General features: G+C 65.5%; 21 protein-coding genes. 5 read left to right on the top strand and 16 right to left on the bottom strand.

Annotation, left to right across the window (positions count from 1 at the left end; translation table 11 throughout):
- The first annotated feature begins 44 nt into the window (after window positions 1–44).
- The 3 genes from AC13CR_RS09740 (at window position 45) to metH (ending at window position 4,697) form a co-directional block, all read left to right on the top strand.
- Complete coding sequence (locus tag AC13CR_RS09740; protein WP_292953574.1) at window positions 45–788, top strand: SDR family oxidoreductase; 744 nt, start codon at window positions 45–47, stop codon at window positions 786–788.
- 152 nt (window positions 789–940) lie between these two features.
- Window positions 941–1,996 carry a homocysteine S-methyltransferase family protein gene (locus tag AC13CR_RS09735; protein ID WP_446232571.1) on the top strand — a complete coding sequence of 352 codons (1,056 nt, stop codon included), beginning with the start codon at window positions 941–943 and terminating at the stop codon, window positions 1,994–1,996.
- Window positions 1,989–4,697, top strand: coding sequence for a methionine synthase (gene metH / locus AC13CR_RS09730; RefSeq protein ID WP_446233720.1), 2,709 nt, complete (start codon window positions 1,989–1,991; stop codon window positions 4,695–4,697). Before AC13CR_RS09735 ends, metH begins: the two co-directional genes overlap by 8 nt.
- A gap of 70 nt (window positions 4,698–4,767) precedes the next feature.
- Here metH and AC13CR_RS09725 read toward each other — a convergent pair whose 3' ends face one another.
- The 8 genes from AC13CR_RS09725 to xdhA form a co-directional block, all read right to left on the bottom strand.
- A complete protein-coding gene (locus tag AC13CR_RS09725) occupies window positions 4,768–5,688 on the bottom strand; it encodes an NAD-dependent epimerase/dehydratase family protein (protein ID WP_292953565.1) in 921 nt (306 codons plus the stop codon).
- Window positions 5,688–7,121 carry a mannose-1-phosphate guanylyltransferase/mannose-6-phosphate isomerase gene (locus tag AC13CR_RS09720; protein ID WP_292978967.1) on the bottom strand — a complete coding sequence of 478 codons (1,434 nt, stop codon included), beginning with the start codon at window positions 7,119–7,121 and terminating at the stop codon, window positions 5,688–5,690. The genes AC13CR_RS09725 and AC13CR_RS09720 overlap by 1 nt, the downstream gene beginning before the upstream one ends.
- Complete coding sequence (gmd, locus tag AC13CR_RS09715; RefSeq protein ID WP_292953556.1) at window positions 7,118–8,188, bottom strand: GDP-mannose 4,6-dehydratase; 1,071 nt, start codon at window positions 8,186–8,188, stop codon at window positions 7,118–7,120. The genes AC13CR_RS09720 and gmd overlap by 4 nt, the downstream gene beginning before the upstream one ends.
- Window positions 8,185–9,357: a DegT/DnrJ/EryC1/StrS family aminotransferase gene (locus AC13CR_RS09710; protein ID WP_292953553.1), complete on the bottom strand. Its 1,173-nt coding sequence runs from the start codon at window positions 9,355–9,357 to the stop codon at window positions 8,185–8,187. The genes gmd and AC13CR_RS09710 overlap by 4 nt, the downstream gene beginning before the upstream one ends.
- 77 nt (window positions 9,358–9,434) lie before the next feature.
- Complete coding sequence (guaD, locus tag AC13CR_RS09705) at window positions 9,435–10,718, bottom strand: guanine deaminase (protein WP_292953550.1); 1,284 nt, start codon at window positions 10,716–10,718, stop codon at window positions 9,435–9,437.
- Window positions 10,706–11,446, bottom strand: coding sequence for a xanthine dehydrogenase accessory protein XdhC (gene xdhC / locus AC13CR_RS09700; protein WP_292953547.1), 741 nt, complete (start codon window positions 11,444–11,446; stop codon window positions 10,706–10,708). The genes guaD and xdhC overlap by 13 nt, the downstream gene beginning before the upstream one ends.
- The gene (gene xdhB / locus AC13CR_RS09695; RefSeq protein WP_292953544.1) at window positions 11,443–13,749 is read right to left on the bottom strand and encodes a xanthine dehydrogenase molybdopterin binding subunit; all 2,307 of its coding nucleotides are present in this window, start codon (window positions 13,747–13,749) and stop codon (window positions 11,443–11,445) included. Before xdhB ends, xdhC begins: the two co-directional genes overlap by 4 nt.
- Window positions 13,750–13,751: 2 nt before the next feature.
- Complete coding sequence (gene xdhA, locus AC13CR_RS09690; RefSeq protein ID WP_292953542.1) at window positions 13,752–15,203, bottom strand: xanthine dehydrogenase small subunit; 1,452 nt, start codon at window positions 15,201–15,203, stop codon at window positions 13,752–13,754.
- Window positions 15,204–15,315: 112 nt separating this feature from the next.
- Here xdhA and AC13CR_RS09685 point away from each other — a divergent pair, with 112 nt between their 5' ends.
- Window positions 15,316–16,209 (top strand): LysR family transcriptional regulator, encoded by an 894-nt coding sequence (locus AC13CR_RS09685; protein WP_292953539.1) that lies wholly within the window; start codon window positions 15,316–15,318, stop codon window positions 16,207–16,209.
- Window positions 16,210–16,477: 268 nt separating this feature from the next.
- Window positions 16,478–17,098 (top strand): VPLPA-CTERM sorting domain-containing protein, encoded by a 621-nt coding sequence (locus AC13CR_RS09680; protein WP_298854977.1) that lies wholly within the window; start codon window positions 16,478–16,480, stop codon window positions 17,096–17,098.
- Between the two features lie 68 nt (window positions 17,099–17,166).
- On the opposite strand, the gene AC13CR_RS09675 is transcribed toward AC13CR_RS09680, so the two are convergent.
- The 8 genes from AC13CR_RS09675 to bhcA all read right to left on the bottom strand — a co-directional run bounded on the left by AC13CR_RS09675 (window position 17,167) and on the right by bhcA (window position 26,144).
- Complete coding sequence (locus AC13CR_RS09675; protein WP_292953533.1) at window positions 17,167–18,420, bottom strand: urate hydroxylase PuuD; 1,254 nt, start codon at window positions 18,418–18,420, stop codon at window positions 17,167–17,169.
- Window positions 18,421–18,423: 3 nt separating this feature from the next.
- A complete protein-coding gene (gene uraH, locus AC13CR_RS09670) occupies window positions 18,424–18,777 on the bottom strand; it encodes a hydroxyisourate hydrolase (RefSeq protein WP_292953530.1) in 354 nt (117 codons plus the stop codon).
- 215 nt (window positions 18,778–18,992) lie between these two features.
- Window positions 18,993–20,345, bottom strand: a complete 1,353-nt coding sequence (locus AC13CR_RS09665; RefSeq protein WP_292953527.1) for an 8-oxoguanine deaminase — start codon at window positions 20,343–20,345, stop codon at window positions 18,993–18,995.
- Entirely contained in the window at window positions 20,329–21,819 is a 1,491-nt protein-coding gene (locus AC13CR_RS09660) for a nucleobase:cation symporter-2 family protein (RefSeq protein WP_292953524.1), read from the bottom strand. Before AC13CR_RS09660 ends, AC13CR_RS09665 begins: the two co-directional genes overlap by 17 nt.
- 35 nt (window positions 21,820–21,854) lie before the next feature.
- Window positions 21,855–22,817 (bottom strand): iminosuccinate reductase BhcD, encoded by a 963-nt coding sequence (bhcD, locus tag AC13CR_RS09655; RefSeq protein ID WP_292978977.1) that lies wholly within the window; start codon window positions 22,815–22,817, stop codon window positions 21,855–21,857.
- Window positions 22,817–23,980, bottom strand: a complete 1,164-nt coding sequence (gene bhcC, locus AC13CR_RS09650; protein WP_292953520.1) for a 3-hydroxy-D-aspartate aldolase BhcC — start codon at window positions 23,978–23,980, stop codon at window positions 22,817–22,819. Before bhcC ends, bhcD begins: the two co-directional genes overlap by 1 nt.
- On the bottom strand, window positions 23,977–24,954 hold the full coding sequence (bhcB, locus tag AC13CR_RS09645) for a beta-hydroxyaspartate dehydratase BhcB (RefSeq protein WP_292953518.1): 978 nt from the start codon (window positions 24,952–24,954) through the stop codon (window positions 23,977–23,979). The genes bhcC and bhcB overlap by 4 nt, the downstream gene beginning before the upstream one ends.
- A complete protein-coding gene (bhcA, locus tag AC13CR_RS09640) occupies window positions 24,954–26,144 on the bottom strand; it encodes an L-aspartate--glyoxylate aminotransferase BhcA (protein WP_292953515.1) in 1,191 nt (396 codons plus the stop codon). Before bhcA ends, bhcB begins: the two co-directional genes overlap by 1 nt.
- Between the last annotated feature and the right edge of the window lie 22 nt (window positions 26,145–26,166).

Here is a 26,166-nt window from a genome sequence, read left to right as displayed (position 1 = left end):
CGGCGGTCGTGCCAGATTGGCACCGATCACAGGGGGAAAGACGCATGGATCTGTCAGTCAGCCGCGCCGTCGTGACCGGCGGTGCCTCGGGGCTTGGCCAGGCGACGGCCCGGCATTTTCGCGAACGCGGCGCGCAGGTCGTGCTGCTGGACCGCGATCCGGCCGGGGCAAGGGTCGCGCGGGCCATGGGCGCCGGTTTCGCCGAAACCGACGTGACCGATGAGGACAGCGTATCCCGCGCCATCGCGGCCTCGGTCGAGGCGATGGGCGGCATAGACATCTGCGTGAACTGCGCCGGCATCGTGATCGGTGAAAAGACCCTGGGCCGCGAGGCGCCGCACAGCCTGGCAGGCTTTCGCCGCACCGTCGAGATCAACCTGATCGGCAGTTTCAACGTGCTGCGGCTGGCCGCCGCCGAGATGGCGAGGAATGGCCGCGACGAGAACGGCGTCATCGTCAACACGGCCTCGATCGCGGCTTTCGACGGGCAGAAGGGACAGGCGGCCTATGCGGCCTCGAAGGCCGGGATCGCCGGGATGACGCTGCCAATCGCCCGTGACCTGTCTTCGCGCAACATCCGCATCTGCGCCATCGCACCCGGCATCTTCGCAACGCCGATGCTGCGCGGTCTGCCGACAGAAGTGCAGGACGGGCTGGCCGCCGGGGTGACCTTTCCCCGACGGCTGGGCGATCCGGCCGAATTCGCCCGGATGGCGGGAACGATCGTCGAGAACGCCTATCTGAACGGCGAGGTGATCCGGCTGGACGGCGGCCTGCGCATGACCTGAGACGGCCGGGGGCGCTTCGCCCCCCGGACCCCCCGAAGGTATTTGGAAAGAGCGCGAGGGAGAGGCGCAAAAGATTATCGATTCACGTCATGATCTTCTCGCGGATTATGAATTTGCCATTCGCCGGGCCGCTGTCTATCCAGCAGGCTTCGATGACGAGGCCCGATATGACCGCATTGCCCCCTTCTCCTGCTTTCGCCCTGCTGGATCGCGCGGCGACCGAACGGATTCTGATCCTTGACGGGGCGATGGGCACGCAGATCCAGAATCTGGACCTTGACGAAGTGGATTATGCCGGTACCGGCTCGGGACATGCCTGCGGGCATTCTTCGGAGCGACCGCAAAAGGGCAATAACGACCTGCTGGTCCTGACCCAACCCGAGGCGGTGGAGGACATCCACTATCGCTATGCCATGGCCGGGGCCGATATCGTCGAGACCAACACCTTTTCCTCGACCACCATCGCGCAGGCCGATTACGGACTGGAAGCGGCCGTTCACGATCTGAATGTCGCAGGCGCGCGCGTCGTGCGGCGGGCCCTGGACCGCGCCACCGCCGAGGATGGCAGGCCACGTTTCGTGGCCGGCGCCCTGGGCCCGACCAACCGCACCGCATCGATCAGCCCGGATGTGAACGATCCGGGATTTCGTGCCGTGACCTTCGACGATCTGCGGGCGGCCTATCTTCAGCAGGCCAGGGGCCTGATCGAGGGCGGCGCGGATATCCTGCTGATCGAGACGATCTTCGACACGCTGAACGCCAAGGCCGCGATCTTTGCCTGCCTTCAGGCGATGGAGGCGCATGGCCAGCGTATGCCGCTGATGATTTCAGGCACCATCACCGATGCCTCGGGGCGCACCCTGTCGGGCCAGACGCCCACCGCCTTCTGGCATTCGGTCCGCCATGCTCGGCCCTGGACGGTCGGGCTGAACTGCGCGCTTGGCGCCTCGGCCATGCGCCCGCATCTGGCCGAGATGGCTGGCGTGGCCGACACGCTGATCTGCGCCTATCCCAATGCCGGCCTGCCCAATGCCTTTGGCCAATACGACGAGGGGCCGCAGGATACGGCCCGGCAGGTGGCGGACTTCGCGCGCGAGGGGCTGGTCAATGTCGTCGGCGGCTGCTGCGGCACGACGCCCGATCATATTCGTGCCATCGCCGATGCGGTCGCAGAATTCAGCCCGCGAAAGGTGCCCGACTATGTCTGAACGCCAACTTCGGCTATCCGGCCTGGAACCCTTCGTGCTGACCGACGACATTCCCTTCGTCAATATCGGCGAACGCACCAACGTCACCGGCAGCGCCCGCTTCCGCAAGCTGGTCAAGAACCGCGATTATGCCGCCGCGCTGGAGGTCGCCCGCGATCAGGTCGAGAATGGCGCCCAGATCATCGACATCAACATGGATGAGGGGCTGATCGATTCGAAGGCGGCGATGTTCGAATTCCTCAACCTCCTGGCGGGCGAACCCGATATTGCCCGCGTGCCCATCATGATCGACAGTTCCAAATGGGAGGTGATCGAGGCCGGGCTGCAATGCGTCCAGGGCAAGCCGGTCGTCAACTCGATCAGCATGAAAGAGGGCGAAGACCAGTTTCGCCAGCACGCCCGGCTGTGTCTGGCCTATGGCGCGGCGGTCGTGGTGATGGCGTTCGATGAACAGGGCCAGGCCGACACCGCGGCGCGCAAGATCCAGATTTGCGAACGCGCTTATCGCATCCTTGTCGATGAAGTCGGCTTCCCGCCCGAGGATATCATCTTCGATCCCAACATCTTCGCCGTGGCCACGGGGATCGACGAACACAACAATTACGGCGTGGATTTCATCGATGCCGTGCGCTGGATCCGCGCGAACCTGCCCCATGCGCATGTTTCTGGTGGCGTGTCGAACCTGTCCTTCAGCTTTCGCGGCAACGAACCCGTGCGCGAGGCGATGCATGCGGTGTTCCTGTATCACGCCATTCAGGCGGGCATGGACATGGGCATCGTCAACGCGGGGCAACTGGCTGTCTATGACCAGATCGACCCGGACCTGCGCGATGCCTGCGAGGACGTGGTCCTGAACCGCAGCCCCGATGCTACCGAACATCTGCTTGAGATCGCCGAACGCTATCGCGGCGAAGGCGGGGCGCAGCGGCGGGAAAAGGATCTGTCATGGCGCGAATGGCCGATCGAAAAGCGGCTGGAACATGCGCTTGTCAACGGGATCACCGAATATATCGATGCCGATACCGAGGAGGCCCGCCAGGCGGCCCAGCGGCCGCTGCATGTGATCGAGGGCCCGCTGATGGCCGGGATGAACGTGGTGGGCGACCTGTTCGGCGCGGGCAAGATGTTTCTGCCGCAGGTGGTCAAGTCCGCGCGCGTGATGAAACAGGCGGTGGCGATCCTGCTGCCCTACATGGAAGAGGAAAAGCGCCTGAATGGCGGGACCGAGCGTGAAAGCGCGGGCAAGATCCTGATGGCCACCGTCAAGGGCGATGTCCACGACATCGGCAAGAACATTGTCGGCGTCGTGCTGGCCTGCAACAATTACGAGGTGATCGACCTGGGCGTCATGGTGCCCAGCCAGAAGATCCTGGACGTCGCGCGTGAACAGAATGTCGATGTGATCGGCCTGTCGGGCCTGATCACCCCCAGCCTGGACGAGATGGTCCATGTGGCGCAGGAGATGGAACGCGAGGGCTTTCATCTGCCGCTGTTGATCGGCGGGGCCACGACCTCGAAGATCCACACGGCGGTCAAGATCGCACCACGCTATCACAGGGGCGCTGCCGTCTATGTCACCGATGCCAGCCGCGCGGTCGGCGTCGTCTCGTCGTTGCTGTCACCCGCCCAGCAACAGAATTACGTTGCGGGCATCCGGGCCGAATACAGCGAGGTGGCCGACCGGCACGAACGCGCCGAGGCTGCCAAGTCGCGCCTGCCCCTGCAGGCCGCGCGGGACAACGCGCTGAAACTGGACTGGACCGGATTCGCCGCGCCCACGCCATCCTTTTCGGGAAGGCGGGTGATCGAGGACTGGGATCTGGCGCAGATCGCGCGCTATATCGACTGGACCCCGTTCTTCCAGACCTGGGAATTGAAGGGCGTCTATCCGCGCATCCTCGACGATGAAAAACAGGGGCAGGCCGCGCGCAGCCTGTTCGACGACGCCCAAGAGATGCTGGCCCGGATCATCGAGGGCGGCTGGTTTCGGCCCCGCGCGGTCGTGGGCTTCTGGCCGGCCAACGCGGTGGGCGACGATATCCACCTGTTTACCGGCGAGGATCGGTCCGAGGTGCTGGCACGCTTTCACACGCTGCGCCAGCAGGTGACCAAGCGCAAAGGCCGCCCCAACGTGGCGCTGTCCGACTTTGTGGCACCCGAGGGGCACCGCGATTATCTGGGCGCTTTCGTCGTCACCGCAGGGCCCGAGGAACAGGAAATCTCGGCCCGGTACGAACGCGCCAACGACGATTACGGCGCGATCATGGTCAAGGCGCTGGCCGATCGCATCGCCGAGGCGATGGCCGAGATGCTGCACGAACGGGTCCGCCGCGAGTTGTGGGGATATGCCCCCGACGAAGCCCATGCGCCCCAGGACCTGATCGCCGAGCCCTATGCCGGCATCCGCCCGGCCCCCGGCTATCCGGCGCAGCCCGACCACACCGAAAAGGACACGCTGTTCCGCCTGCTGGACGCCGAAGCCGCGACCGGGGTGACGCTGACGGAAAGCATGGCGATGTGGCCGGGATCGTCGGTGTCGGGCCTCTATATCGGTCATCCAGAGGCCTATTATTTCGGCGTGGCCAAGATCGAACAGGATCAGGCGCGCGATTATGCCGATCGCAAGGGCATGTCGCTGGCCGAGGTCGAACGCTGGCTGGCCCCGGTGCTGAACTACCAGCCAAAGGCAGACGCCGCCTGATGGCGCGAGAACCGGCCGCCGCCCAGCCTGTGCCCGCGACGCGGCCGGGCCGGGCCGGGGTCGCGCGATGCTACAGCGCCATCCGCGCGGCCCGGATCGCGATGCGCAGATCGGGCCGGATGTCGGCAGGCGGCGCATGGCCCAGGTCACGCGCGCGGGCCGATGACATCAGCTTGGCCTGCATCCCCTCGGGGCGGCTGCGGTCGTGGATGAACCGGCCCCGCCAGCCGGCCAGGTCAGCGATCATCCGGTAATATTCATCGACGCTGTAATCCCGGTCCGCCCCGACATTCAGCAGCAGCGGCAGGGTTTGCAGACGGTTCAGCGCCGTCAGCACGAACCGGGCCAGATGATCGACGGCCAGAAATTCGCGCCGTGCCCGACCCCCGCCCCAGATCGTCACATGATCGGCGCCATCCGCCTTGGCGCGCAGGATCTTGGTGATCGCTGCGGCGACCAGATGGGCCGAATCCCGTCCGAAATGATCCTGCGCGCCGAACAGATTGCACGGAATCAGGGTCCGGTAGGCGAATCCGTGTTGTCCCGAGATCGCCGCGCAAAGCCGCGCCGCCGTGATCTTGGCCAGGGCATATCCCTCATTCGAAGGCTCCAGCGGGCCAGCCAGCACATCCTCTTCCACCAGCGGCTGGCGCCAGTCGCGCGGATAGATGCAGGACGAGCCGATATTGACCAGCCGCGACACGCCGGCCCGGAACGCACCCATGATCAGGGCATCGTTGAGCCGCAGGTTTTCCGCCAGAAACCCGGTCGGATCGTCCAGGTTGGCCTGAATCCCGCCGACTTTCGCCGCCGCGTGGATCACCGCCTCGACCCGGTGCGCGGTGATCCAGTCGGTCACCGCCTCTCGCTGCGTCAGCGGCAATTCGGCGCGCGATGGCGCCAGCAGGTCAAGCCCCGGCGCGACCCGGGGCGCCAGCCGCAGCAGCGCGCGGCCGACCATGCCGCTGCCGCCGGTCAGCAGAACGCGCATCAATCGCCGCTGTCGCGGGCATAGACATCCTCGTAGCGGATGATGTCATCCTCGCCCAGGTAGGATCCGGTCTGCACCTCGATCAGCACCATCGGCACCTTGCCCGGATTTTCCATCCGGTGGCGCGCGCCCAGCGGGATATAGATGGACTGGTTTTCGGTCACCAGCGTGACGTGATCGTCAACCGTGACCCTGGCCGTGCCGCTGACCACGATCCAGTGTTCGGAGCGATGGACGTGGCTTTGCAGCGACAGCGCCGCGCCCGGCTTGACCACGATCCGCTTGACCTGAAAGCGGTCGGCCAGCGCCAGCGTCTCGAACCAGCCCCAGGGGCGGTGATCGCGCGGGAACGCCTCGGCCTGCTTGCGGCCTTTCTTCTTCAGCGCGGTAACGGCCTGCCGCACATCCTGCGCGCGCGATTTGTCCGCAACCAGGACCGCGTCCCCGGTGGCCACGACCATCACGTCCTGCAATCCGATACCCACCAATTGCAGATCCGCATGGTCCGATCGCAGCAGCACGTCGCGGCAATCGATGGCGGTGGAATTGGCATCGGCGACGACCCCGTCGCCGGCAGGCATCCGTTCCAGCTGCTCGCGCCAGACCGCGTCCCAGCCGCCCAGATCGGACCAGCGGCCCGAAAAACGCACCACGGTCAGATTGTCGGCCTTTTCCATCACCGCGTAATCGATGGAATTGTCCGGCAGACTTTCCCAGGGCGCTCGCGCCAGCCGCAGGAAACCCAGATCGCGGCGGGCGCCGTCCAGCGCAGCCCGCACCGGCGTCTGATAGTCGGGGGCATGGGCGTGAAACGCCTCGATCATGGCGCGGGCGCTGAACAGGAAGATCCCCGCATTCCACAGGTAATTTCCCTGCGCCAGCATCTGCGCCGCGCGTTCCGCGTCAGGCTTTTCAACGAAACGCGCCAGAGGCTGGGGACCCTCGCCACCGCCGGCCAGTTCCAGATAGCCATAGCCTGTTTCGGGGCGGTCCGGGGTGATGCCGAAGGTGACGATGCGCCCCTGCTTCGCGGCCTGCGCGCCTTCGGACACGGCCGCCGCAAAGGCCTTCGGATCCGGAATGACATGATCCGAGGGCGCCACCAGCAGCAGCCGCTCGGGATCGTCGTCGGCGACCATCAGCGCCGCCGCAAGGATCGCGGGCGCTGTGTTGCGTCCCGCCGGTTCGATCGCGATCGCTGCGGGTTCAAGCCCAAGCTGATCCAGCTGTTCGGCCACGATGAAACGGAAATCCGCGTTGGTCATCACGATCGGCGGGGCATAGCCCGGTCCGGACAGCCGTCGGGCCGAGGCCTGAAACAGCGTCTCATCCCCGATCAGCGCCGCGAATTGTTTCGGGAAGGCCTTGCGCGAGACCGGCCATAGCCGCGTCCCTGAACCGCCCGCCATCAGCACCGGAGTGATCGTCTTCATTCCATGACCCCATAGGCGCGGCGCGCCAGCCTTTCGGTTTCCAGAAGCCGCCGGTCCTCGGCGACCATTTCGGCCACAAGTTGCGCGAAAGAGATGCGCGATGTCCAGCCAAGCAGAGCGCGGGCCTTGGCGGCGTCGCCTTGCAGGACGTCCACCTCGGCGGGGCGGAAATAGGTCGGGTCGATGCGGATCAGGCAGCGCCCCGTGGCCGCGTCGTGCCCGGTCTCGTCCAGCCCCGCGCCGCGCCATTCCAGCCGGGTGCCGGTCTCGGCAAAGGCCGCCTCGCAGAAATCGCGGACGCTGTGGGTCCGGCCCGTGGCCAGAACGAAATCTTCGGCCCTGTCGTGTTGCAGGATCCGCCACATGCCCTCGGCATAGTCTCGTGCGTGACCCCAGTCGCGCAGGGCGTCCAGATTGCCCAGATAGAGACAATCCTGAAGTCCCATCTGCAAGGCGGCCACCGCGCGGGTGATCTTGCGCGTCACGAAGGTTTCGCCCCGGACCGGGCTTTCATGGTTGAACAGGATGCCGTTGGACGCGAACAGGCCATAGGCCTCGCGGTAATTCACCGTGATCCAGTAGGCATAAAGCTTGGCCGCGCCATAGGGCGAGCGCGGATGAAACGGCGTCGTCTCTGTCTGCGGCACCTCGGCCGCCTTGCCGTACAGCTCGGATGTCGAGGCCTGATAGAAGCGCGTTCCGGCCAGGTTCAGCAATCGCATCGCCTCCAGCAGACGCAGAGGGCCGATGGCATCGGCATTGGCGGTGTATTCCGGCATGTCGAAACTGACGCGGACATGGGATTGGGCGGCGAGGTTGTAGATCTCGTCCGGCCGGATTTCCGCCAGGGTGCGGATCAGCGCGCTGCCATCGGTCATGTCGCCGTAATGCAGATGAAAGCGCCGGTTGCGGTGCGGGTCGATCGACAGATGGTCGATTCGCGCGGTATTGAAGCTGGATGACCGGCGCTTGAGCCCGTGAACCTCGTAGCCCTTTTCCAGCAGCAGATCGGCCAGATAGGCCCCGTCCTGCCCGGTGATCCCGGTGATGAAGGCGCGTCTCGTCATGCCTGTCCCGCGACGCGGTCCACGATCTCGCGCAGGCGCGCGATCTGGTCGGGGATCGGGTAATGGTGGTTGCCGGTGAACAAGCCGTCGCGGTCAATGCGATCGGCCGCGACAATCGGTCCCGCGACGCTGTGATCCAGCTTGGCGATGACGGGATTGTTCAGGAAATTTCCGGCGACGACGGGGCGGCTTTCGATCCCGCCCTGGGTCAGCGCGGCGACAAGGGCGCCACGACGGCCCGCCAGCCGATTCTTCAGGATCATCGCGAAGCCGAACCACGACGACATGCCGGTTTCGGCCTGGATATCCAGATCGGGATGGTCCGCGAAAGCCTTCCCGAAGATCGCGGCGTTGCGGCGCCGTTCCTCGACGAATTCCGGCAGCTTGCGTAACTGTTCGGTTCCCGTCGCCCCCTCCATCTCCAGCGGGCGCAGGTTATAGCCGGGCAGCACGAAGCGGAACTGACGCTGGAACGGGTCTGGATCGACCGGCAGATGGGTGTCGTCGGGCAGGCCGCGGGTCCAGCCATGGGCACGCAGGCAGATCAGGTTGTGGTGCAGCTTGCGATCATTGGTGACGACCATGCCGCCTTCCATCGTGCAGATATGATGCGAGAAGAAGCTGGAAAACGTGCCCAGATCCCCCCATGCCCCGGCCGCCCGCCCGTCCAGCGAGGCGCCCATGGATTCGCAATTATCCTCGATGAGCAGCAGGTCGTGGCGGTCGCAGATGGCGCGCAGCCGGTCCAGCCGCGCCGGATTGCCCAGCAGGTTCACCGCCAGGATCGCGCGCGTCCGTGGCGTGATCGCGGCGCAGGCCAGATCGGGATCGATGTTCAGCGTGGACGCCTCGACATCCACGAAGCGCAGTTTCAGGCCGGTCTGCGTCACCGGGAAATAGCTCGTGGACCAGCTGACCGCGGGCACGATCACCTCGTCGCCGGCGCGCCAGTCCAGATCGGGGTGCCAGAAGGCCGCCGCCAGCGCCAGCAGGTTCGCGGCCGATCCCGACGAGGCCATCACCGCGTGCTGGCTGCCGACACGCGCGGCAAAGGCGGTTTCGAAGGCCGCGACCTCGGGGCCCATCGTGTGCCGACCCGAGACGATGACGCGTTGCAGCGCCCGGCATTCGGCATCGTCCCAGGTCGTGCTGGCAAGGGGATAGAACACGCGCGCGCCTCTGGTCATGCTGCGCCCAGCCATAACCGAAGGCGCCGCCCCCGCCAAGCGGCCGCGCGGGATTTGATCTAGTCCGCCGATTTCATCGGCTTGCCCGCGACATAGGTCTGCGCCACGGCGCGGTCGTCGCCCATGATCTGAAGGATGAACAATTCCTCGGCCAGCGTTCCGGCGCGTTGGGCGCGCAGCGCCATCGCCGGCGTCGCGCGGCTGTCCAGAACGACCAGATCGGCGGCGCTGCCGGCGGCCAGCGTGCCGATCTCGTCCTGCAAGCCCAGGGCTTGCGCATTGCCGCGCGTGACCCAGTGGAAGGCCGCCAGGGGATGCAGCTTCTGCCCGCGCAGTTGCAGAATCTTGTAGCCCTCGTTCAGGGTCTGCAGCATCGAATAGCTGGTGCCGCCGCCAATATCGGTAGCGATGCCGCAGGCGATCCCCGCCGTCCGCAGCCCGGCCTCGTCGAACAGGCCCGAGCCGAGAAACAGGTTCGAGGTCGGGCAGAAGACGGCGCGGCTGCCGGTTTCGGCCATGCGAGTGATCTCGCGCGGGCGCAGGTGGATGGAATGGCCCAGAAGCAGTTTTTCCGAAAGCAGGCCGTAGGTTTCGTAGATGTCCAGGTAGTCGCGGGCGTCGGGATAGAGGCCCAGCGTGAAGGCGATCTCGTCCAGGTTTTCGGACAGATGCGTCTGGATATGGCAATCGGGAAATTCTTGGACAAGCCGGCGCGTGGCCGCCATCTGCTCGGGCGTCGAGGTGATGGCGAAGCGCGGGGTAATGGCGTAACGCTGCCGCCCCTTGCCGTGCCAGCGTTCGATCAGCGCCTTGCTGTCGTCATAGCCCTGCTGCGGGGTGTCCAGAACCTGGGGCGGGGCGTTGCGGTCCATCATCACCTTGCCGGCGATCATGGCCATGTTCCGGGCATGGGCGGCGGTGAACAGCGCCTCGGCGCTTTCGGGATGGACCGAGCAGAAGGCGACAGCCGTGGTCGTGCCGTGGTCGGTCAGCAGGTTCAGGAAGGCGTCGGCCATGGCCGGGGCGTGACCCTGCTGGTTGAAGCGCGCCTCTTCGGGGAAGGTATAGGTATTCAGCCAGTCCAGAAGCTGCGTACCCCAACTGGCCACCACCTGAACCTGCGGGAAATGGATATGGGTATCGATGAAACCGGGCAGGATGAGGTTCGGGCGATGGTCGATTTCCGCAATCCCCGGCCTGGCCAGAACCGCGTAGTCGTCGACGGCCAGGATGCGGCCATCGTCGATCAGGACGGCGCCGTCTTCGAGGTAGCGGTGATTGTCCGCGGTTTCCGCCGGGTCGGCATGAAAATCGAGGACGCGGCCCCGGATCAGCTGTTGCATGGGTATTTGTTCAACGAAGAAGTGGCGGTCAGCCGGGCGATCAGCTCGGCGGCGGTGGTGGCGGCGATGACGGAGGGGCGCTTGTCACGTGTCAGGCCGGCGCCGATGGGACAGACCAGCGGCGCCGGATCGAGGCCCTGCTTGCGGGCGAAACCGCTGAAGCGGGCACGTTTCGTGGCGCTGCCGATCATGCCGACATAGCACAAATCGTCGCGGCTCAGCGCCTCGGCGGCCAGCAGGAAGTCCAGCGCGTGATCATGGGTCAGGATGACGACGGCGCTGCCGGGGCGGGCGGCGCGAATCAGGGCTTCGGGCAGCGGCGACATGCGGGTTTCGATGCCGGGGGCGGCCTGCGCCAGCTCCGGCGCGCGCTGATCGATCAGGGTGACGTTGACCGGCAGCGGTTGCAGCGCCAGCGCCAGCGCCCGGCCGACATGGCCCGCACCGAAGATCAGCGCGTCGGGATGGTCTTCGAGGGCAGACGGCTCGCGGTCCAGGCACAAGGTGACGCGGCCGCCGCAGCACTGGCCGATCTCGGGGCCCAGCGGAACCTCCATCCGCGCGCTTTCCTCGGAGCGCGCGATCATCTGCCGGGCGCGGTCGATGGCCATGTATTCCAGCTGTCCGCCGCCGATCGTGCCGGTGACGCGATGGGGCTCGACGATCATTTCGGCCCCGGCATCGCGCGGAGTCGATCCCGACGTCGCGATGACGCGGACCCGGATCATCCCCGAAGCCGGTTCACGGCCATCAGCACGCGTTCGGGCGTGGCCGGCGCATCCAGCCGCGCCGGTTCGCGGTAGTCGCCGATCGACGCGACGGCCATGTTGATCGCCTCGAAGACGCTGATGCCCAGCATGAAGGGCGGTTCGCCCACGGCCTTGGACCGCTTGATCGTGCGTTCGGCGTTTTCCGACCAGTCGGCCAGCTTCACGTTGAAGACACGCGGCCTGTCCGAGGCCAGCGGGATCTTGTAGGTCGAGGGCGCATGGGTGCGCAATTGTCCCTTGTCGTCCCACCACAATTCCTCGCAGGTCAGCCAGCCGGCGCCCTGGACGAAGGCACCCTCGATCTGCCCCTTGTCGATGGCCGGGTTCAGCGAGCGGCCGACATCGTGGATCACATCGGTCCGGTCGATCACGTATTCGCCCGTCAGCGTATCGACCGAAACCTCGGACACCGCCGCGCCGTAGGCAAAGTAATAGAAGGGCCGGCCGCGACCCGTCGCGCGGTCCCAGTGGATCTTGGGCGTCTTGTAAAAGCCCGCCGCCGACAGGTGAATGCGCGCCATGTAGGCCGCGGCGATCACCTCGTCGAAGGGAACGTCCTGCCCGCCCGCGCGGATATGACCGGGGATGAAGCGCACCTCGTCGCGCGGGGCCTGCCAGCGCTCGGCGACGAAATCGATCAGTCGCGCCTTGATCTGTTCGGCCGCGTCCAGCGCGGCCATGCCGTTCAGGTCGCTGCCCGACGAGGCCGCCGTGGCCGAGGTATTGGGCACCTTTTCGGTCGTCGTGCGGGTGATCTTGATCCGGGATATGTCGCATTGGAACGCCTCGGCCACGATCTGGGCGACCTTGGTATTCAGCCCCTGCCCCATCTCGGTGCCGCCATGGTTCAGCGAAATCGAGCCGTCGGAATAGACATGGATCAGCGAACCGGCCTGGTTGAACCAGGTCGCGGTGAAACTGATGCCGAATTTCACCGGTGTCAGCGCGATGCCCTTGCGGATCACGCCAGCCTTCGCGTTCCAGTCCAGCACCGCCTGACGGCGAGCGTGATAATCGCAGTCGGTTTCCAGTTCCTGAAAGATGCGCGGCAGGATCTGATCCTCGACCGGCTGATGATAGGGGGTCAACTGGCCGTTCCGATACAGGTTCTTCCGCCGGATCTCGTAGGGGTCGCGGCCAAGGGCATAGGCGATTTCCTCGATCATCCGTTCGGCCACGATCACGCCCTGCGGGCCGCCGAAGCCGCGAAAGGCGGTATTGCTGACGGTGTGGGTGCGCAGCGGATGGCTGCGCAATTCGACATCGGGGTAGAAATAGGCGTTGTCGGCGTGGAACAGCGCCCGGTCGGTGACGGGGCCGGACAGATCGGCCGAGAAACCGCAGCGCGCATACCAGTCGCCATCGACGGCGAGGATATGCCCGTCGTCGTCGAAGCCGACTTCGTAATCCACGACGAAGTCATGGCGCTTGCCGGTGGCGATCATGTCGTCGTCGCGGTCGGGACGAATCTTGACCGCGCGATTCCAGCGTTTCGCGGCGACGGCGGCAACGCAGGCGAACAGGTTCATCTGCGTTTCCTTGCCGCCAAAGCCGCCGCCCATGCGGCGCACGTTCACGACGACCGAATGGCTGGGCACGTCCAGAACATGGGCGACCATGTGCTGCACCTCGGACGGGTGCTGGGTCGAGACATTGATGACCACATCCTCGTCCTCGCCGGGCACGGCCATGGCGATCTGACCTTCGAGATAGAAGTGATCCTGCCCGCCGATGCCGAAACGGCCCTTGATGCGACGCGGCGCCGTCGCCATCGCGGCACGGGCATCGCCGCGCCGCAGGGTCAGCGGATCGGTCACATAATCATGACCCGCATCCCGGGCGGCGATCGGATCCAGCGCGAAGGGCAGGGCCTCATACTCGATCTGTGCCTTCTGCGCAGCGCGGCGGGCCTGATCGCGGCTCTCGGCGATAACGGCGAAGACCGGCTGGCCCCAGAACAGCACATGGTCCTGGGCGAAGACCGGATCGTCATGCTTGCCATTGGGCGAGACATCGTTGACGCCCGGCAGGTCGGCGGCGGTCAGCACGCCCAGCACGCCGGGATGGGCCAGCGTGTCGGTGAAATCCATGCCGGTGATCCGGCCATGCGCGCATTCCGACAGGCCCAGATAGGCATGGATCAGACCCTGAGGCTCGGGAAGATCGTCGGTGTAGTCGGCCCGGCCGGTGACATGCTTGATGGCGCTGTCATGGGCTGTTTCGCTGTGGGCCAGGCCGCGGATGGTGGTGTCGTCCTTCATCGTCAAACTCCTGCCGCGTGATTCAGCCGCACCGGCAGATCCGGTTCGGATTGTTCCAGCCAGAAACGGCGGAACAGATTGGCCGCGACGGCCTGCCGGTATTCGGCGCTGGCCCGCCAGTCGCTGAGCGGCTGGAAATCTTCGGCCACGGCATCGGCGGCCGCTTCGAAGCTTTCGACCGCGAAGGGCTGGCCGGTCAATGCGGCCTCGGCGCGGGCGGCGCGTTTCGGGATGGCCGCCATGCCGCCAAAGGCGATGCGCGCCTCGGTGATGACATCATTTTCAACGCTCAGGCAAAAACCGGCGGCGACGGCGGTGATGTCGCTGTCGCGGCGCTTGCTGATCTTGTAGGCCGCGACCCGTGCATTCGGGCGGGTCGGTATCACGATCTCCTCGACGAACTCGTCGGGCTGACGGTCCTGCTTGCCGTAATCGATGAAGAAATCCTGCAACGCGACCTCGCGCCGCGCCGCGCCCCTGCGCAGCACGATCCGCGCGCCAAGCGCGATCAGCAGGGGCGGCGTGTCCCCGATGGGGGATCCGTTGGCGATATTCGCCCCGATCGTGCCCATGTTGCGCACCTGCCAGCCGCCGATGCGCAGCCAGTAATCATGCGCGGCCGGGATGTGCCTTGCGATCAGCGGCGCGGCCTCGGAATAGGTCACGCCCGCGCCCAGACGGATCTGATCGCCCTCGACGCGGATACCCTTCATCAGATGGCCGATGAACACCGCCGGGGAAATGTCGCGCAGGAATTTCGTCACCCACAGACCCACATCGGTCGCGCCCGCGACCAGCGTGGCTTCGGGGTTCTCTGCCAGCACGGAGGCCAGATCGTCGGTATCGGCAGGGATGATGGCGCGCTGGCCATCCCTGGACAATTCCACCCGCCGGCCCCACATGCCCTGCAACCTTCCGGCAACCGTTTCGCGTTCAAGGGTCAGCGCATCGCGCGCCTGTCCGCCCTCGCGGCCGGCGGCCAGCGCCGCCTTGACGATCGGCTCGTATCCGGTGCAGCGGCACAGGTTGCCTTGCAAGGCCTCCTCGATCTGGGCCACGCCCGCCTCCGGGTTGCTCATCCACAGGCCGTAGAGGGCCATCACGATACCCGGCGTGCAGAAGCCGCACTGGCTGCCGTGATGGGCGACCATCGCCTTCTGGATCGGATGCAGACCGCCCTTGGGTCCGCGCAGATGTTCGACCGTGACAATGTGGCAGCCGTGGCAGGATGCCAGAAAGCGGATGCAGGCGTTGATCGGCTCATAGATCAGCCCGGATCCGGTCAGTCGGCCCAACAGCACCGTGCAGGCGCCGCAATCGCCCTCGGCACAGCCCTCCTTGGTGCCGGTCAGACGGCGCGAGATGCGCAGGAAGTCCAGCAGCGTGTCGGCGGCGCCGACCTCGCCGAGGCTTATCTCCTGATCGTTCAGCAGAAAGCGCAATCGGGGCGTCATGGCATTCCTCCTCGCTGTGAACCCGTCCGGAAAGGTAGGCCGGAAAAAAGGATTGCGAAATCACTCGCGACGCGGAAGACTTTACACGAAACGTTGAAAGCGGCCTACGCAAATGTCCTATCTCGAAAGCCTGCGTGTTTTCGTCCGTGTGGTCGAGCTTGGCTCGATCACCGCGGGCGGGCGCGATCTGCGGCTGTCGCCCGCCGTCGCCTCGAACCGGATCAAGGATCTGGAAAACCGCTTCGGCGTGCGGCTGCTGAACCGCACCACCCGCAAGCTGACCACGACCGAGATCGGCCGCAGCTTCTATGACCATGCCCGCCGCGTCATCGACACGCTGGACGAGGCCGAGGCGATGGTCAGCAGCTTTTCCGGCAAGCCGCAGGGCGTGATCCGGCTGACCGCGCCCCTGGGTCTGGGCCGGCGTCTGATCGCGCCGCTGATCCCGCCCTTCTGCGCCGAGAATCCCGGCGTCGATGTGCGCTTGCGCCTGTCCGACCGAAACGTGAATATCGTCGAGGATGCCATTGATCTGGCTTTCTTTCTTGGCGACCCTGCGGATTCCGCGCTGAAATGGCGCAAGATCGCGGACGCGCCGCGTGTGCTGGTCGCCGCGCCCGCCTACCTGGCCGCGCAAGGCACGCCGAAACGCCCCGAGGATCTGGCCGATCACAACTGCCTGCTGCTGCGATATCCGCGCAGTCCGGAATATTTCTGGGTTCTGGATACCGCCGAGGGGCCGCAGAAAATGATGGTCGGCGGCCGCTATGACACGGATGACGGCGACGTGCTGACAGGTTGGGCGCTTGCCGGACACGGCATCGCCAACCGGCCGCGATACGAGGTGGCCGCCGATCTGGCGGCGGGCCGGCTGGTCGAGGTTCTGCCCGGCACGCCGCCGCCGCCCTCGCAATTCGGCTGCCTGACCCCGCATCGTCGGTTGCAGGATCCCAAGGTCCGCATGTTCGCCGACCATTCCGTGCGCGAGTTGAAGAAAATCTTCTAGCCCTCGCAGCCGGTCGCATGGCCCCTTCATCACGACGGCTTCACGACGAGGTGATGAGCATAGTCCGAGAAATCGGGTGGGCGACCTGTCCAGCCGGTTAAGGTTAACGGCGGCATCCGCTGTCGGATAGCCGGTATCAGGAGGTAAGTCTTTGCGTAATAAAAAGAAAACGATAGCCGCCGCGGCCACGGCGATGATTCTCGGCCTGCCGGCTGCGGGTTGGACTGCAACCTTCAAGGCAAATCTGGTCGAACTGAACAACTCGGGGGTGAGCGGAAGCGTCACTTTCGTGGTGAATGAGGCGCTGACTCTGCTGACGGTCAGTGCCCGGATCATGGGGCTGGAGCCGAACGCCCTGCACATCAACCACGTCCATGGCCGCTTCAACGAAGATGGCACGCCCAAGGATTCGATCCTGCCCACGGCCGATCTGGACACGGACAAGGACGGATTTGTGGAAGTGCTGGAGGCGCTGCCGAACTACGGCGACATCCTGCTGTCGCTGGAGCCGTCGCTGGCGCTGCCTTCGAGCGACCCGTCCAAGGTTCATACCGGGCCGATTTCCGACGCTTCGGGAAATCTGTCCTATGACCTCGACTTCGATCTGACCGACGACGCGGTCTTCTTCAGTCCGGTCTCGCGCGTCAACTACACCGCGGCGGATCTTTTCCCGCTGTTCCTGCGCGAATACGTCGTTCACGGCCAGACCGTGCCCGACGGCGTGCGCCAGGACGGGGAAGGCAATCTGCTGCCGGCGGGATATGACGCGACGCTGCCCGTTGCCGCGGCCGAATTGTCGCCCGTGCCTCTGCCCGCGACGGGGCTGCTGCTGATGGGTGGCCTGGGCTTTCTGGGTGCCATCAGGAAACGCCGCCGCGCGGCTGTCTGAGAAATCTTCCGGCGCGGCGGCAACCTGTCGCCGCGCCCCCGCCGGCATCGGCATCAGAGGCCAGACCCCTACATCCCGGCCGTATCGGCGGCGCCCGCCGCCCGGAACCAGCGAATGATGCGGGCCCGCTCTTCCGGTTCGATAAAGCTGACATTGGCGGGCGGCATCGCGTCGGTCAGTCCCGCCTGCACATAGATCTCGCGCGCGGCGCGGGCGATGTCTGCGGGGGTTTCGAGAAAGATCCCCTTCGGCGCGTGATAGATACCTTCATAGCCCGGCTGCCGCGCATGGCACATCGCGCAGCGGCCCATCACGATGTCGCTGACCTGCTGGAAGCCCTCGGCATCGGCGAAACGCTGTTCGGACGGGGACAGGGTGCGGGCCTCGGCCTGTTCGTAGCTGTCCTGATTCAGTCCGGCCGAGCTGAGCCACATGATCATGATGAACAGAACCGCCGTCACCAGCCAGGTCCACCACAATTCGCCCTTGCGCGAATGCATGGTGTTGAAGAAATGCCGAATTGTGACGCCCATCAGAAAGATCAGCGCGGCGATCAGCCAGTTGTACTGGCTGGCGAAGGCCAGCGGGTAATGGTTGGACAGCATCAGGAAGATGACCGGCAGCGTCAGGTAGTTGTTGTGGGTCGAACGCAGCTTGGCGATCTTGCCGTATTTCGGATCCGGCGCGCGCCCGGCCTTCAGGTCGGCGACGACGATCCGCTGATTGGGCATGATGACCAGAAACACGTTCGCGGTCATGATCGTCGCGGTGAAGGCGCCCAGATGCAGCAGCGCGGCGCGGCCGGTGAAGACCTGATCGTAACCCCAGCCCATCGCCACCAGCGCCGCGAACAACAGCAGCATCAGCACCGTCGGACGTTCGCCCAGCGGCGATTTGCAAAGCCGGTCATAGATCAGCCAGCCAAGCGCCAGCGATCCCGCCGAAATCAGCACCGCCTGCCAGGTCACCAGATCCATCTTCGCGGGATCGATCAGGAACAGCTGCGAATTCGCCCAGTAGGTGACCATCAGCAAGGCCGCGCCCGACAGCCATGTCGAATAGCTTTCCCATTTGAACCAGGTCAGATGTTCGGGCATCCGCTCGGGCGCGACCAGGTATTTCTGGATATGGTAGAAGCCGCCGCCATGGACCTGCCATTCCTCGCCATGGGCGCCTTTCGGCAGATGCGGCGCCTTTTGCAGCCCCAGATCCAGCGCGATGAAATAGAAGGATGACCCGATCCAGGCGATCGCGGTGATGACATGGGTCCAGCGAATGGCGAAGGCCAGCCATTCCCAGATGACGACGTGATCCGGAACCATCGCTCAGCTTCCCCGATAGGTTGAAAATCCGAAGGGCGAGATCAGCAGCGGGACATGATAGTGATCGTCCTGCGACATTCCGAACCGGATCGGGATCAGGTCCAGAAAGCGCGGGTTTTCCGCCGCGATGCCGGTCGCATCCATCCACGCGCCCGCGTGAAACTGCAACTCGTAGGTTCCCGTCGCGAAATCCGCCTCTGGCAGGATCGGCCGGTCGGTGCGGCCGTCCGCATTGGTGCGAAGCCGCGCCAGTTCGGTTCGCTGCCCGTCCGTCAGCCGATACAGCGCCACCTCCATCCCCTCGGCCGGAGCGCCGCGGGCGGTATCAAGAACATGGGTTGTCAGAAATCCCGGCATCCTCGCCTCCCCTGATGATTGCCGCCTGATTGATAACCGATCCGCCACGACAGGCGAGACACGGCAGAGGCAAGGCAGTCTTTACATCTGGTGCATAATCGCACATGCCCGGCCCCGGAAGAATGTTTCCCCGCAGATGGCCAGGCGGTTCGCCACGAAGGAAGCGCCGGCGCAAACAGGCCCCCCGCCATGTGCCGCGGCGAAAGCCGGCCGCATCAGCCCGCAAGCCGGGCCACGGCCGCTTGCGCCCGGCCTTGCAACTCGCGCGGATCGGCGCTCAGCAGGCGGTGTTCGCCGACGATGGCCCGGCCCTGGACATAGACGGCCCTTGGCCTGACCGGCGCGCAGAAGACCAGCGCCGCGACCGGATCCCAGTGGCCCGCCACCGGCAAGTCGCCGATATCCCACAGCACCAGGTCGGCCTGCATCCCCGGCGCCAGGGCGCCGATATCGCGCCGCCCCAGCACGCGCGCCCCGCCGATCGTGGCGATCTCCAGCACCTCGCGCGCGCCCATCGCGGCCGGTCCGTCGCGCAACCGGGCAACCAGCATTGCCTGCCGCGCCTCAAGCCCCAGATGGGAACAATCGTTGCTGGCCGAGCCATCGACGCCCAGGCCCACGGCCACTCCTGCGTCGCGCATGGCGCGGACCGGCGCGATGCCGCTGGCCAGCCGGGCGTTGGAACAGGGGCAATGGGCGACGCCGGTGCCGGTCCGCGCGAACAGGTCGATCTCGGGGGCCGACAACTTGACGCAATGGGCGTGCCAGACATCCTCGCCGGTCCAGCCCAGGCTTTCGGCGTAATCGCCCGGCAGCATCCCGAAAGTCGCAAGCGAATAACGGATATCCTCGTCGTTCTCGGCCAGGTGGGTGTGCAGCCGCACGGCCTTGTCGCGTGCCAGGATCGCTGCGTCGCGCATCAACTCGCGGCTGACCGAAAAGGGCGAACAGGGCGCAAGCGCGACCTGCACCATCGCGCCTTCCGCCGGATCGTGAAAGGCGTCGATGACCCTTTCGCTGTCGCGCAGGATCGCGGCCTCGTCCTCGACCAGGGCATCGGGCGGCAGTCCGCCCCGGCTTTCGCCGATCGACATGGCGCCGCGCGTGGCGGTGAAGCGGATGCCGATCTTCCGCGCGGCCTCGATGCTGTCGTCCAGCCGCGCGCCGTTCGGAAACATGTAGAGATGATCGGACGAACAGGTGCAGCCCGACATGGCCAGCTCCGCCAGGCCAATCTCGGCCGACAGGCGGATGTCATCCGGGCCCATCCGGGCCCAGATCGGATACAATGTCTTCAGCCACCCGAACAGCGCGGCGTCCTGTGCGGCGGGCACCGCGCGGGTCAGGGTCTGGAACAGGTGGTGGTGGGTGTTGACGAGGCCGGGCGTGACGACACAGCCCGCCGCCTCGATCACGCGGGCACGATCGGGCGGCAGGCCCCGGCCCACCGCCACGATCCTGCCATCCTCGATCAACACATCGCCCGAGGCGATCTCGGATCGCGACTGATCCATGGTCACGACGACGTCGGCACCCCGGATCAGCAGGCGGTCAATGCTCGGCGACATGGCCCGCTTCGCGCAGTTCCGCCTCGTCGATATCGGGCGCGCCGTTGTAGAACCAGTTCAGCAGCACCGCGCTGATCGCCGCCAGAAGAATGCCGGAATGGACCAGCGGATAGATCGCCTTCGGCATCCACTGGTTGAAATCCGGGGCGATCACGGGGATCATGCCGACCCCGATCGAGATGGCGACGATGAACAGGTTATGGCGGTTGGATGCGAAATCGACCCGCGCCAGAATCCTCACGCCGGTGGCGGCGACCATGCCGAACATGACCAGCCCGGCGCCGCCCAGAACAGTGGTCGGCAGGCTTTCGACCAGAGCGCCCATTTTCGGGATCAGCCCCAGCACGATCATGATCGCGCCTCCGGCCACGCAGACGAAGCGCGACCGGATCCCGGTCACGCCCACCAGTCCGACATTCTGCGAGAACGAGGTATAGGGAAAGGTGTTGAACAACCCGCCGATCGCCGTGCCAAGGCCGTCGGCGCGCAAGCCGGCGGCCAGCGACTTCTGGCTCAGTGGCTTCTTGCAGATATCGCTCAGCGCCAGGAACATGCCGGTCGATTCGATCATCGTGACCAGCATGACCAGCAGCATGGTCAGGATCATGATCGGATCGAAGGTCGGCATCCCGAAATGCAGCGGCTTGATGAAGGCGAACCACTCGGCCGTGGCCACCTTGTCGAACTGCATCATCCCCAGGGCCGCTGCCACGATTCCGCCCACCGCGATGCCCACGAGCACCGCGATATTGGCGAGAAAGCCGCGCGCATAGCGCGACACCAGCAGAATCGTGCCCAGAACCAGGATCGCGATCATGATGTTTCTGCCCGAGGCATAAAGCGGGTTGGGCACGTTCGCCGCCAGCGCCACGCTGGCCGGCACATCGCCCGCCGCACGCGCCGCGTCCAGCCAGGCCACGGCCTCGGGATCGACGATCCTGGGCGCGGTCGGGCCGCCCTGCAATCCGAAGATCCAGTTGATGCCGATCGGCATCAGGCTGATGCCGATGGTCAGGATCAGCGTGCCGGTGACGACCGGCGGAAAGAAGCGCAACATCTTGCTGATCACGGGCGCGATCAGGATTCCGATCAGGCCGGCGGCGATGATCGCCCCGAACAGCGCACGCGCGCCTTCCTGGCCCGGCGTCGTCTGCGCGATGGCCACCATCGGTCCGACCGAGGCAAAGGTGACACCCATCATCACCGGCAGCTTGATACCGAAATATTGCGTCGCGCCCAGGCTCTGGATGATGGACACGATCCCGCAGACGAACAGGTCGGCCGAGATCAGGAAGGCCACCTCCTCGGGCGACAATTGCAGCGCCCGGCCGACGATCAGCGGCACCGCGATGGCGCCGGCATACATGACCAGCACGTGCTGGAACCCCAGCGTCACGAGTTTCGGCGCCGGCAGCAGCTCGTTGACGGAATGCGCCGTCGCGGCGCTGCCGGTTGGATAGCTTGCATCAGACATTGCGGACCTCCCTTTCCACGGATGTCACGGTTTTCTCAAATCTCGACCTCGACGGCCTTTCCCTGTTCCTTCGCGCGTTCGACGACCGCGCCTGCGACCGCAAGATCCTGCAGCCCGACGCCGGTGCCGTCGAAAATGGTGATCTGCGCATCGTCTCGTCCCCGATGATTGCCGATGATGACCTGGCCTATCGCGGTGACATCGCTGGTGGAAATCATATTCTGCGCCGCGGCGTGCTGGAATTCACCGATGCTGAGGGATTGGGCAACCTCGTCGGTGAAAAGCCGGGCACGACGGACGAGGGCCGGGTCCAGTTCCTGCTTGCCGCGCGTATCGGTGCCCATCGCGGCGATATGGGTCGGGCCCTTCACATGGGCGTCCATCAGCAGCGGCTCGAAGGCCGAGGTGATCGAGATGATGACATCCGCCTCGGCCCCCAGCCGGCCCAGATCGACCGCCTCGAAGGGCAGACCCAGTTCGGCCGCGGTATCGGCCAGCCGTGTCAGCATCTGGGGATGCGGGTTCCAGCCGATCACGCTGGTGAAATCGGCGGCCTGCACGGCGGCCCTCATCTGGAACGCAGATTGATGGCCCGCACCGATCATGCCCAGCACGCGGGCATCCTTCGGCGCCAGATGCCTGATCGACACGGCGCTGGCCGCGGCTGTGCGCAAGGCGGTCAGCAGGTTGCCGCCCACCGCCGCCGCGACCCGTCCGGTATCCGGGTCGAAGAGAAATACCGTGGACTGGTGGTTGATGATCCCGTGCTTCTGGTTGTTGGGCCAGTAGCCGCCGGCCTTCAGTCCAAGGTTCAGCGCCGCCCTGTCGAAGCCGCCCTTGAAGCCATACAGCGCATCTTCGTAGCCGATCGCCTCGCGCACGACCGGAAAGTTGCTGGCATCTCCGCGCGCCATGGCCGCGAAGACCGCCTCGACCGCCTCGAACGCCGCCTCGGGCGTCATCAGGCCGGCGATTTCCTTTTCAGGAACGACCCACATCAATAGGCCTTCCCGCGCGCGCTGACCGGCCACAGCGTTTCGACCTTGCCGTTGCGGACACCGACATACCAGTCATGGACGTTGCAGGTCGGATCGCAATGGCCCGGCACCAGTCGCAGCTTGTCATTCACTTTCAGCGCGCCGTCCGGATCCTCGATCACGCCATGTTCGTCGCTGCATTTGACGTATTTCACGTCATCGCGGCCATAGATGAAGGGCAGCCCGCTATCGACCGACTGCGCCTTCAGGCCGGCATCGCAGATGGCCTTGTCGGGCTTGGCGTGGCTCATCACGCTGGTCAGGATGAACAGCGCGTTTTCCCATTCGCCCTGGTCGATGCGCTTGCCGTCCTTGTCGTGGATACGTCCGTAATCGGCATCCATGAAGGCGTAGCTGCCGCATTGCAACTCATTGTAGACGCCCGAATTGCTTTCGAAATAGTAGCTGCCGGTGCCGCCGCCCGAGACCAGCTCGGGTTCCAGACCCTCGGCCTTCAGCGCATCGACGGCGTCCCGCACCTGCGCGATGGCAGCGTCCAGTTTCGCCTTGCGGTCGTCATAGCTGTCCAGATGCTGCATCGCGCCCTGATAGGCCTGGATGCCGGTGAATTTCAGTCCCGGCGCGGCATCGACGGCGCGCGCGATCTCGACCACTGCGTCGGCGGTCTTGACCCCGCAGCGGCCGGCGCCGCAATCGATCTCGACAAAGACTTCCAGTTGCGTGCCGCGCTTCTGCGCCGCCGCCGACAGGTCGGCCACGTTTGCCACGTCGTCCACGCAGACGATGATCCGGCTGCCATGCTTGGGCAAACGCGCCAGTCGGTCGATCTTCTTCGGGTCGCGGACCTGGTTGCTGACCAGCACGTCCTTGATGCCGCCGCGGACAAAGACCTCGGCCTCGCTGACCTTCTGGCAACAGACACCGACCGCGCCGCCCAGGCTTTCCTGCAATTTCTGCACGTCCACGGACTTGTGCATCTTGCCGTGGCTGCGGTGGCGCATCCCGTGTGCCCTGGCGTAATCGCCCATCTTCCTGATGTTGCGCTCCAGCGCGTCCAGATCGAGGATCAGGCAGGGTGTCTGGATTTCGCTTTCATCCATGCCGGGCAGCGCCGGCACGTCGAAGCCGACTTCCAGATTGTCGAAGTTCGCGGGTGCGTTCATGACGCCTCTCCTTGGGTCCAGGGCAGCCTGTCCAGATCGACATTGCCGCCGGTGATGATGATGCCGACGCGCTTGCCGGCGAATGCGTCGCGGTTTTTCAGGATGGTGGCCAGCGGCACGGCGCTGCTGGGCTCCATCACCACGCGCAGATGTTTCCAGATCAGCTTCATCGCATCGACGATCTCGGCGTCGGACGCGGTATAGATGTCGGAGACGTGGTTGCTGACGAAATGCCAGGTCAGGTCCTTGAGCGGCACCAGCAACCCGTCGGCGATGGTCTTGGGCGCATCATCGGCGATGATGTGGCCGGCCTTGAAGCTGCGATAGGCGTCATCGGCCTGTTCCGGCTCGGCCGCGATCACCCGCGTCTGGGGCGACAGCGTCGCCAGCGTCAGGCAGGTGCCCGAAATCATGCCGCCGCCGCCGATCGGGGCGGTGACGATATCCAGCCCGTCGGCCTGCTCCATCAGTTCCTTGGCGCAGGTGCCCTGCCCCGCGATCACGCGCGGGTCGTTGTAGGGATGGACGAAATCGCCCCCCGTCGCCTCCTGCACCTTCGCAAAGGTCGCCTCGCGCGAGCTGGTCGAGGGATCGCACTCGGTGATCTGGCCGCCATAGCGGCGCACGGTGTCCTTCTTGGCCTGTGGCGCGGTGCGCGGCATCACCACATGGCAGGGAATACCCCGCCGCATCGCCGCGTAGGACAGGCACGAGGCGTGATTGCCCGAGGAATGCGTGGCCACGCCCCTTTTCGCCTGATCGTCGCTCAGCCCGAAGACCGCGTTGCTGGCGCCGCGGACCTTGAAGGCCCCCGGTTCCTGGAAATTCTCGCATTTGAAGAACAGCTGCGCGCCGGTCAGATCGTTCAGGTAATCCGATGTCCGGACCGGCGTGCGCCGGATATGCGGCTTGATCCGATCATGCGCGACCAGCATGTCGTCATAGGTGGGAATATCCATAGCGATGTCCTTCATCATGCGGCTGCCCGCTGGCTGCCGGCGGCGCTCTGGCGATAATGATCCTGCGCCGCGGCGACGCCGCTGCCAAGCGTGATCGGCAGGCCCAGGTCGGCCATGACCATTTCCGCCGTGGCAATGCCCGACAGCGCCATCACGTCCGTCAGCATGCCCAGATGCCCGATGCGGAAGACCTTGCCGGCCACGTCGCCCAGACCGGTGCCGAAGGCCACGTCATAGGTGTTCAGCGCATGGCTGACGATGCGGTTGGCGTCAAAGCCCTCGGGGACGCGGATCGCGCTGACGCTGTCGGAATACAGATCCGGCCGCGCCGCGCAAAGCCGCAAGCCCCAGGCGTCGACCGCGCGGCGCACGCCCTCGGCGATGCGGTGATGGCGGGCAAAGACATTGTCCAGCCCCTCATCCAGCAGCATCTGGCAGGCCAGGTTCAGGCCGTTCAGCAACCCGACCGGCGGCGTGTAGGGATAACCGTTGGCGGCATAGCCTCTGGCCATGTCGCGGATGTCGAAGAAGGTGCGCGGCAGCCGGGCGGTCTCGACCGCCGCCATCGCCTTGGGCGAAAAGCCCAGGATGGCCAGGCCCGGCGGCAGCATGAAGCCCTTCTGGCTGCCGGTCACGGCGATATCGACGCCCCATTCATCCATGCGGAAATCGTAGCAAGCGATCGAACTGACGCCATCGACCAGCAGCAGCGCCGGGTGGCCTGCGGCATCCAGCGCGCGGCGGACGGCGGCGATGTCGCTGCGCACGCCGGTCGCGGTTTCGTTATGGGTGGCCAGAACCGCCTTGATCTGATGTTCCCTGTCCGCGGTCAGGATGTCCTCGAAGCGATCGGCGGGCACGCCCTCGCCCCATTCCTGCATGACGACCTGGACGTCCAGCCCGTGCCGCTGGCACATGTCGATCCAGCGATGGCTGAACATGCCGTTGCGGGTGGCCAGAACCTTGTCGCCGGCCGACAGCGTGTTGGTGATCGCGGTTTCCCAGCCTCCGGTGCCGGTCGAGGGAAAGACAAAGACCCGGCCCTCGGCCGTCTTCAGCACCTGTTTCACACCGTCCAGCGCGGGATGCAGGATGCGCCCGAAAACCGGGCTGCGATGGTCGATCGTGGGCATGTCCACGGCCTTGCGCAGCACCTCTGGAATGTTGGTGGGACCGGGAATGAAGACGGGGTTCTGGCTTGTCATGGCGACTCCTCCTGCGAGTATC

It is taken from the genome of Paracoccus sp. L-17 (assembly GCF_056857655.1).
Note: the sequence above shows the minus strand (reverse complement) of the source record. Positions and strands in the feature narration are given on the sequence as shown.

Bases quoted from the DNA above. Each gene is read 5' to 3' on its own strand.
- gmd (WP_292953556.1), bottom strand. From the start codon at position 8,188: ATGACGAGACGCGCCTTCATCACCGGGATCACCGGGCAGGACGGGGCC.
- AC13CR_RS09675 (WP_292953533.1), bottom strand. From the start codon at position 18,420: ATGGTTCCGGATCACGTCGTCATCTGGGAATGGCTGGCCTTCGCCATT.
- xdhB (WP_292953544.1), bottom strand. From the start codon at position 13,749: ATGAAGGACGACACCACCATCCGCGGCCTGGCCCACAGCGAAACAGCC.
- guaD (WP_292953550.1), bottom strand. From the start codon at position 10,718: ATGCAACAGCTGATCCGGGGCCGCGTCCTCGATTTTCATGCCGACCCG.
- bhcB (WP_292953518.1), bottom strand. From the start codon at position 24,954: ATGAAGGACATCGCTATGGATATTCCCACCTATGACGACATGCTGGTC.
- bhcD (WP_292978977.1), bottom strand. From the start codon at position 22,817: ATGTGGGTCGTTCCTGAAAAGGAAATCGCCGGCCTGATGACGCCCGAG.
- uraH (WP_292953530.1), bottom strand. From the start codon at position 18,777: ATGCCGGGATTTCTGACAACCCATGTTCTTGATACCGCCCGCGGCGCT.
- AC13CR_RS09735 (WP_446232571.1), top strand. From the start codon at position 941: ATGACGAGGCCCGATATGACCGCATTGCCCCCTTCTCCTGCTTTCGCC.
- xdhA (WP_292953542.1), bottom strand. From the start codon at position 15,203: ATGACGCCCCGATTGCGCTTTCTGCTGAACGATCAGGAGATAAGCCTC.
- AC13CR_RS09725 (WP_292953565.1), bottom strand. From the start codon at position 5,688: ATGCGCGTTCTGCTGACCGGCGGCAGCGGCATGGTCGGCCGCGCGCTG.
- AC13CR_RS09660 (WP_292953524.1), bottom strand. From the start codon at position 21,819: ATGTCTGATGCAAGCTATCCAACCGGCAGCGCCGCGACGGCGCATTCC.
- metH (WP_446233720.1), top strand. From the start codon at position 1,989: ATGTCTGAACGCCAACTTCGGCTATCCGGCCTGGAACCCTTCGTGCTG.
- AC13CR_RS09685 (WP_292953539.1), top strand. From the start codon at position 15,316: ATGTCCTATCTCGAAAGCCTGCGTGTTTTCGTCCGTGTGGTCGAGCTT.
- bhcC (WP_292953520.1), bottom strand. From the start codon at position 23,980: ATGAACGCACCCGCGAACTTCGACAATCTGGAAGTCGGCTTCGACGTG.
- AC13CR_RS09665 (WP_292953527.1), bottom strand. From the start codon at position 20,345: ATGTCGCCGAGCATTGACCGCCTGCTGATCCGGGGTGCCGACGTCGTC.
- AC13CR_RS09720 (WP_292978967.1), bottom strand. From the start codon at position 7,121: ATGAAGACGATCACTCCGGTGCTGATGGCGGGCGGTTCAGGGACGCGG.
- bhcA (WP_292953515.1), bottom strand. From the start codon at position 26,144: ATGACAAGCCAGAACCCCGTCTTCATTCCCGGTCCCACCAACATTCCA.
- xdhC (WP_292953547.1), bottom strand. From the start codon at position 11,446: ATGATCCGGGTCCGCGTCATCGCGACGTCGGGATCGACTCCGCGCGAT.
- AC13CR_RS09740 (WP_292953574.1), top strand. From the start codon at position 45: ATGGATCTGTCAGTCAGCCGCGCCGTCGTGACCGGCGGTGCCTCGGGG.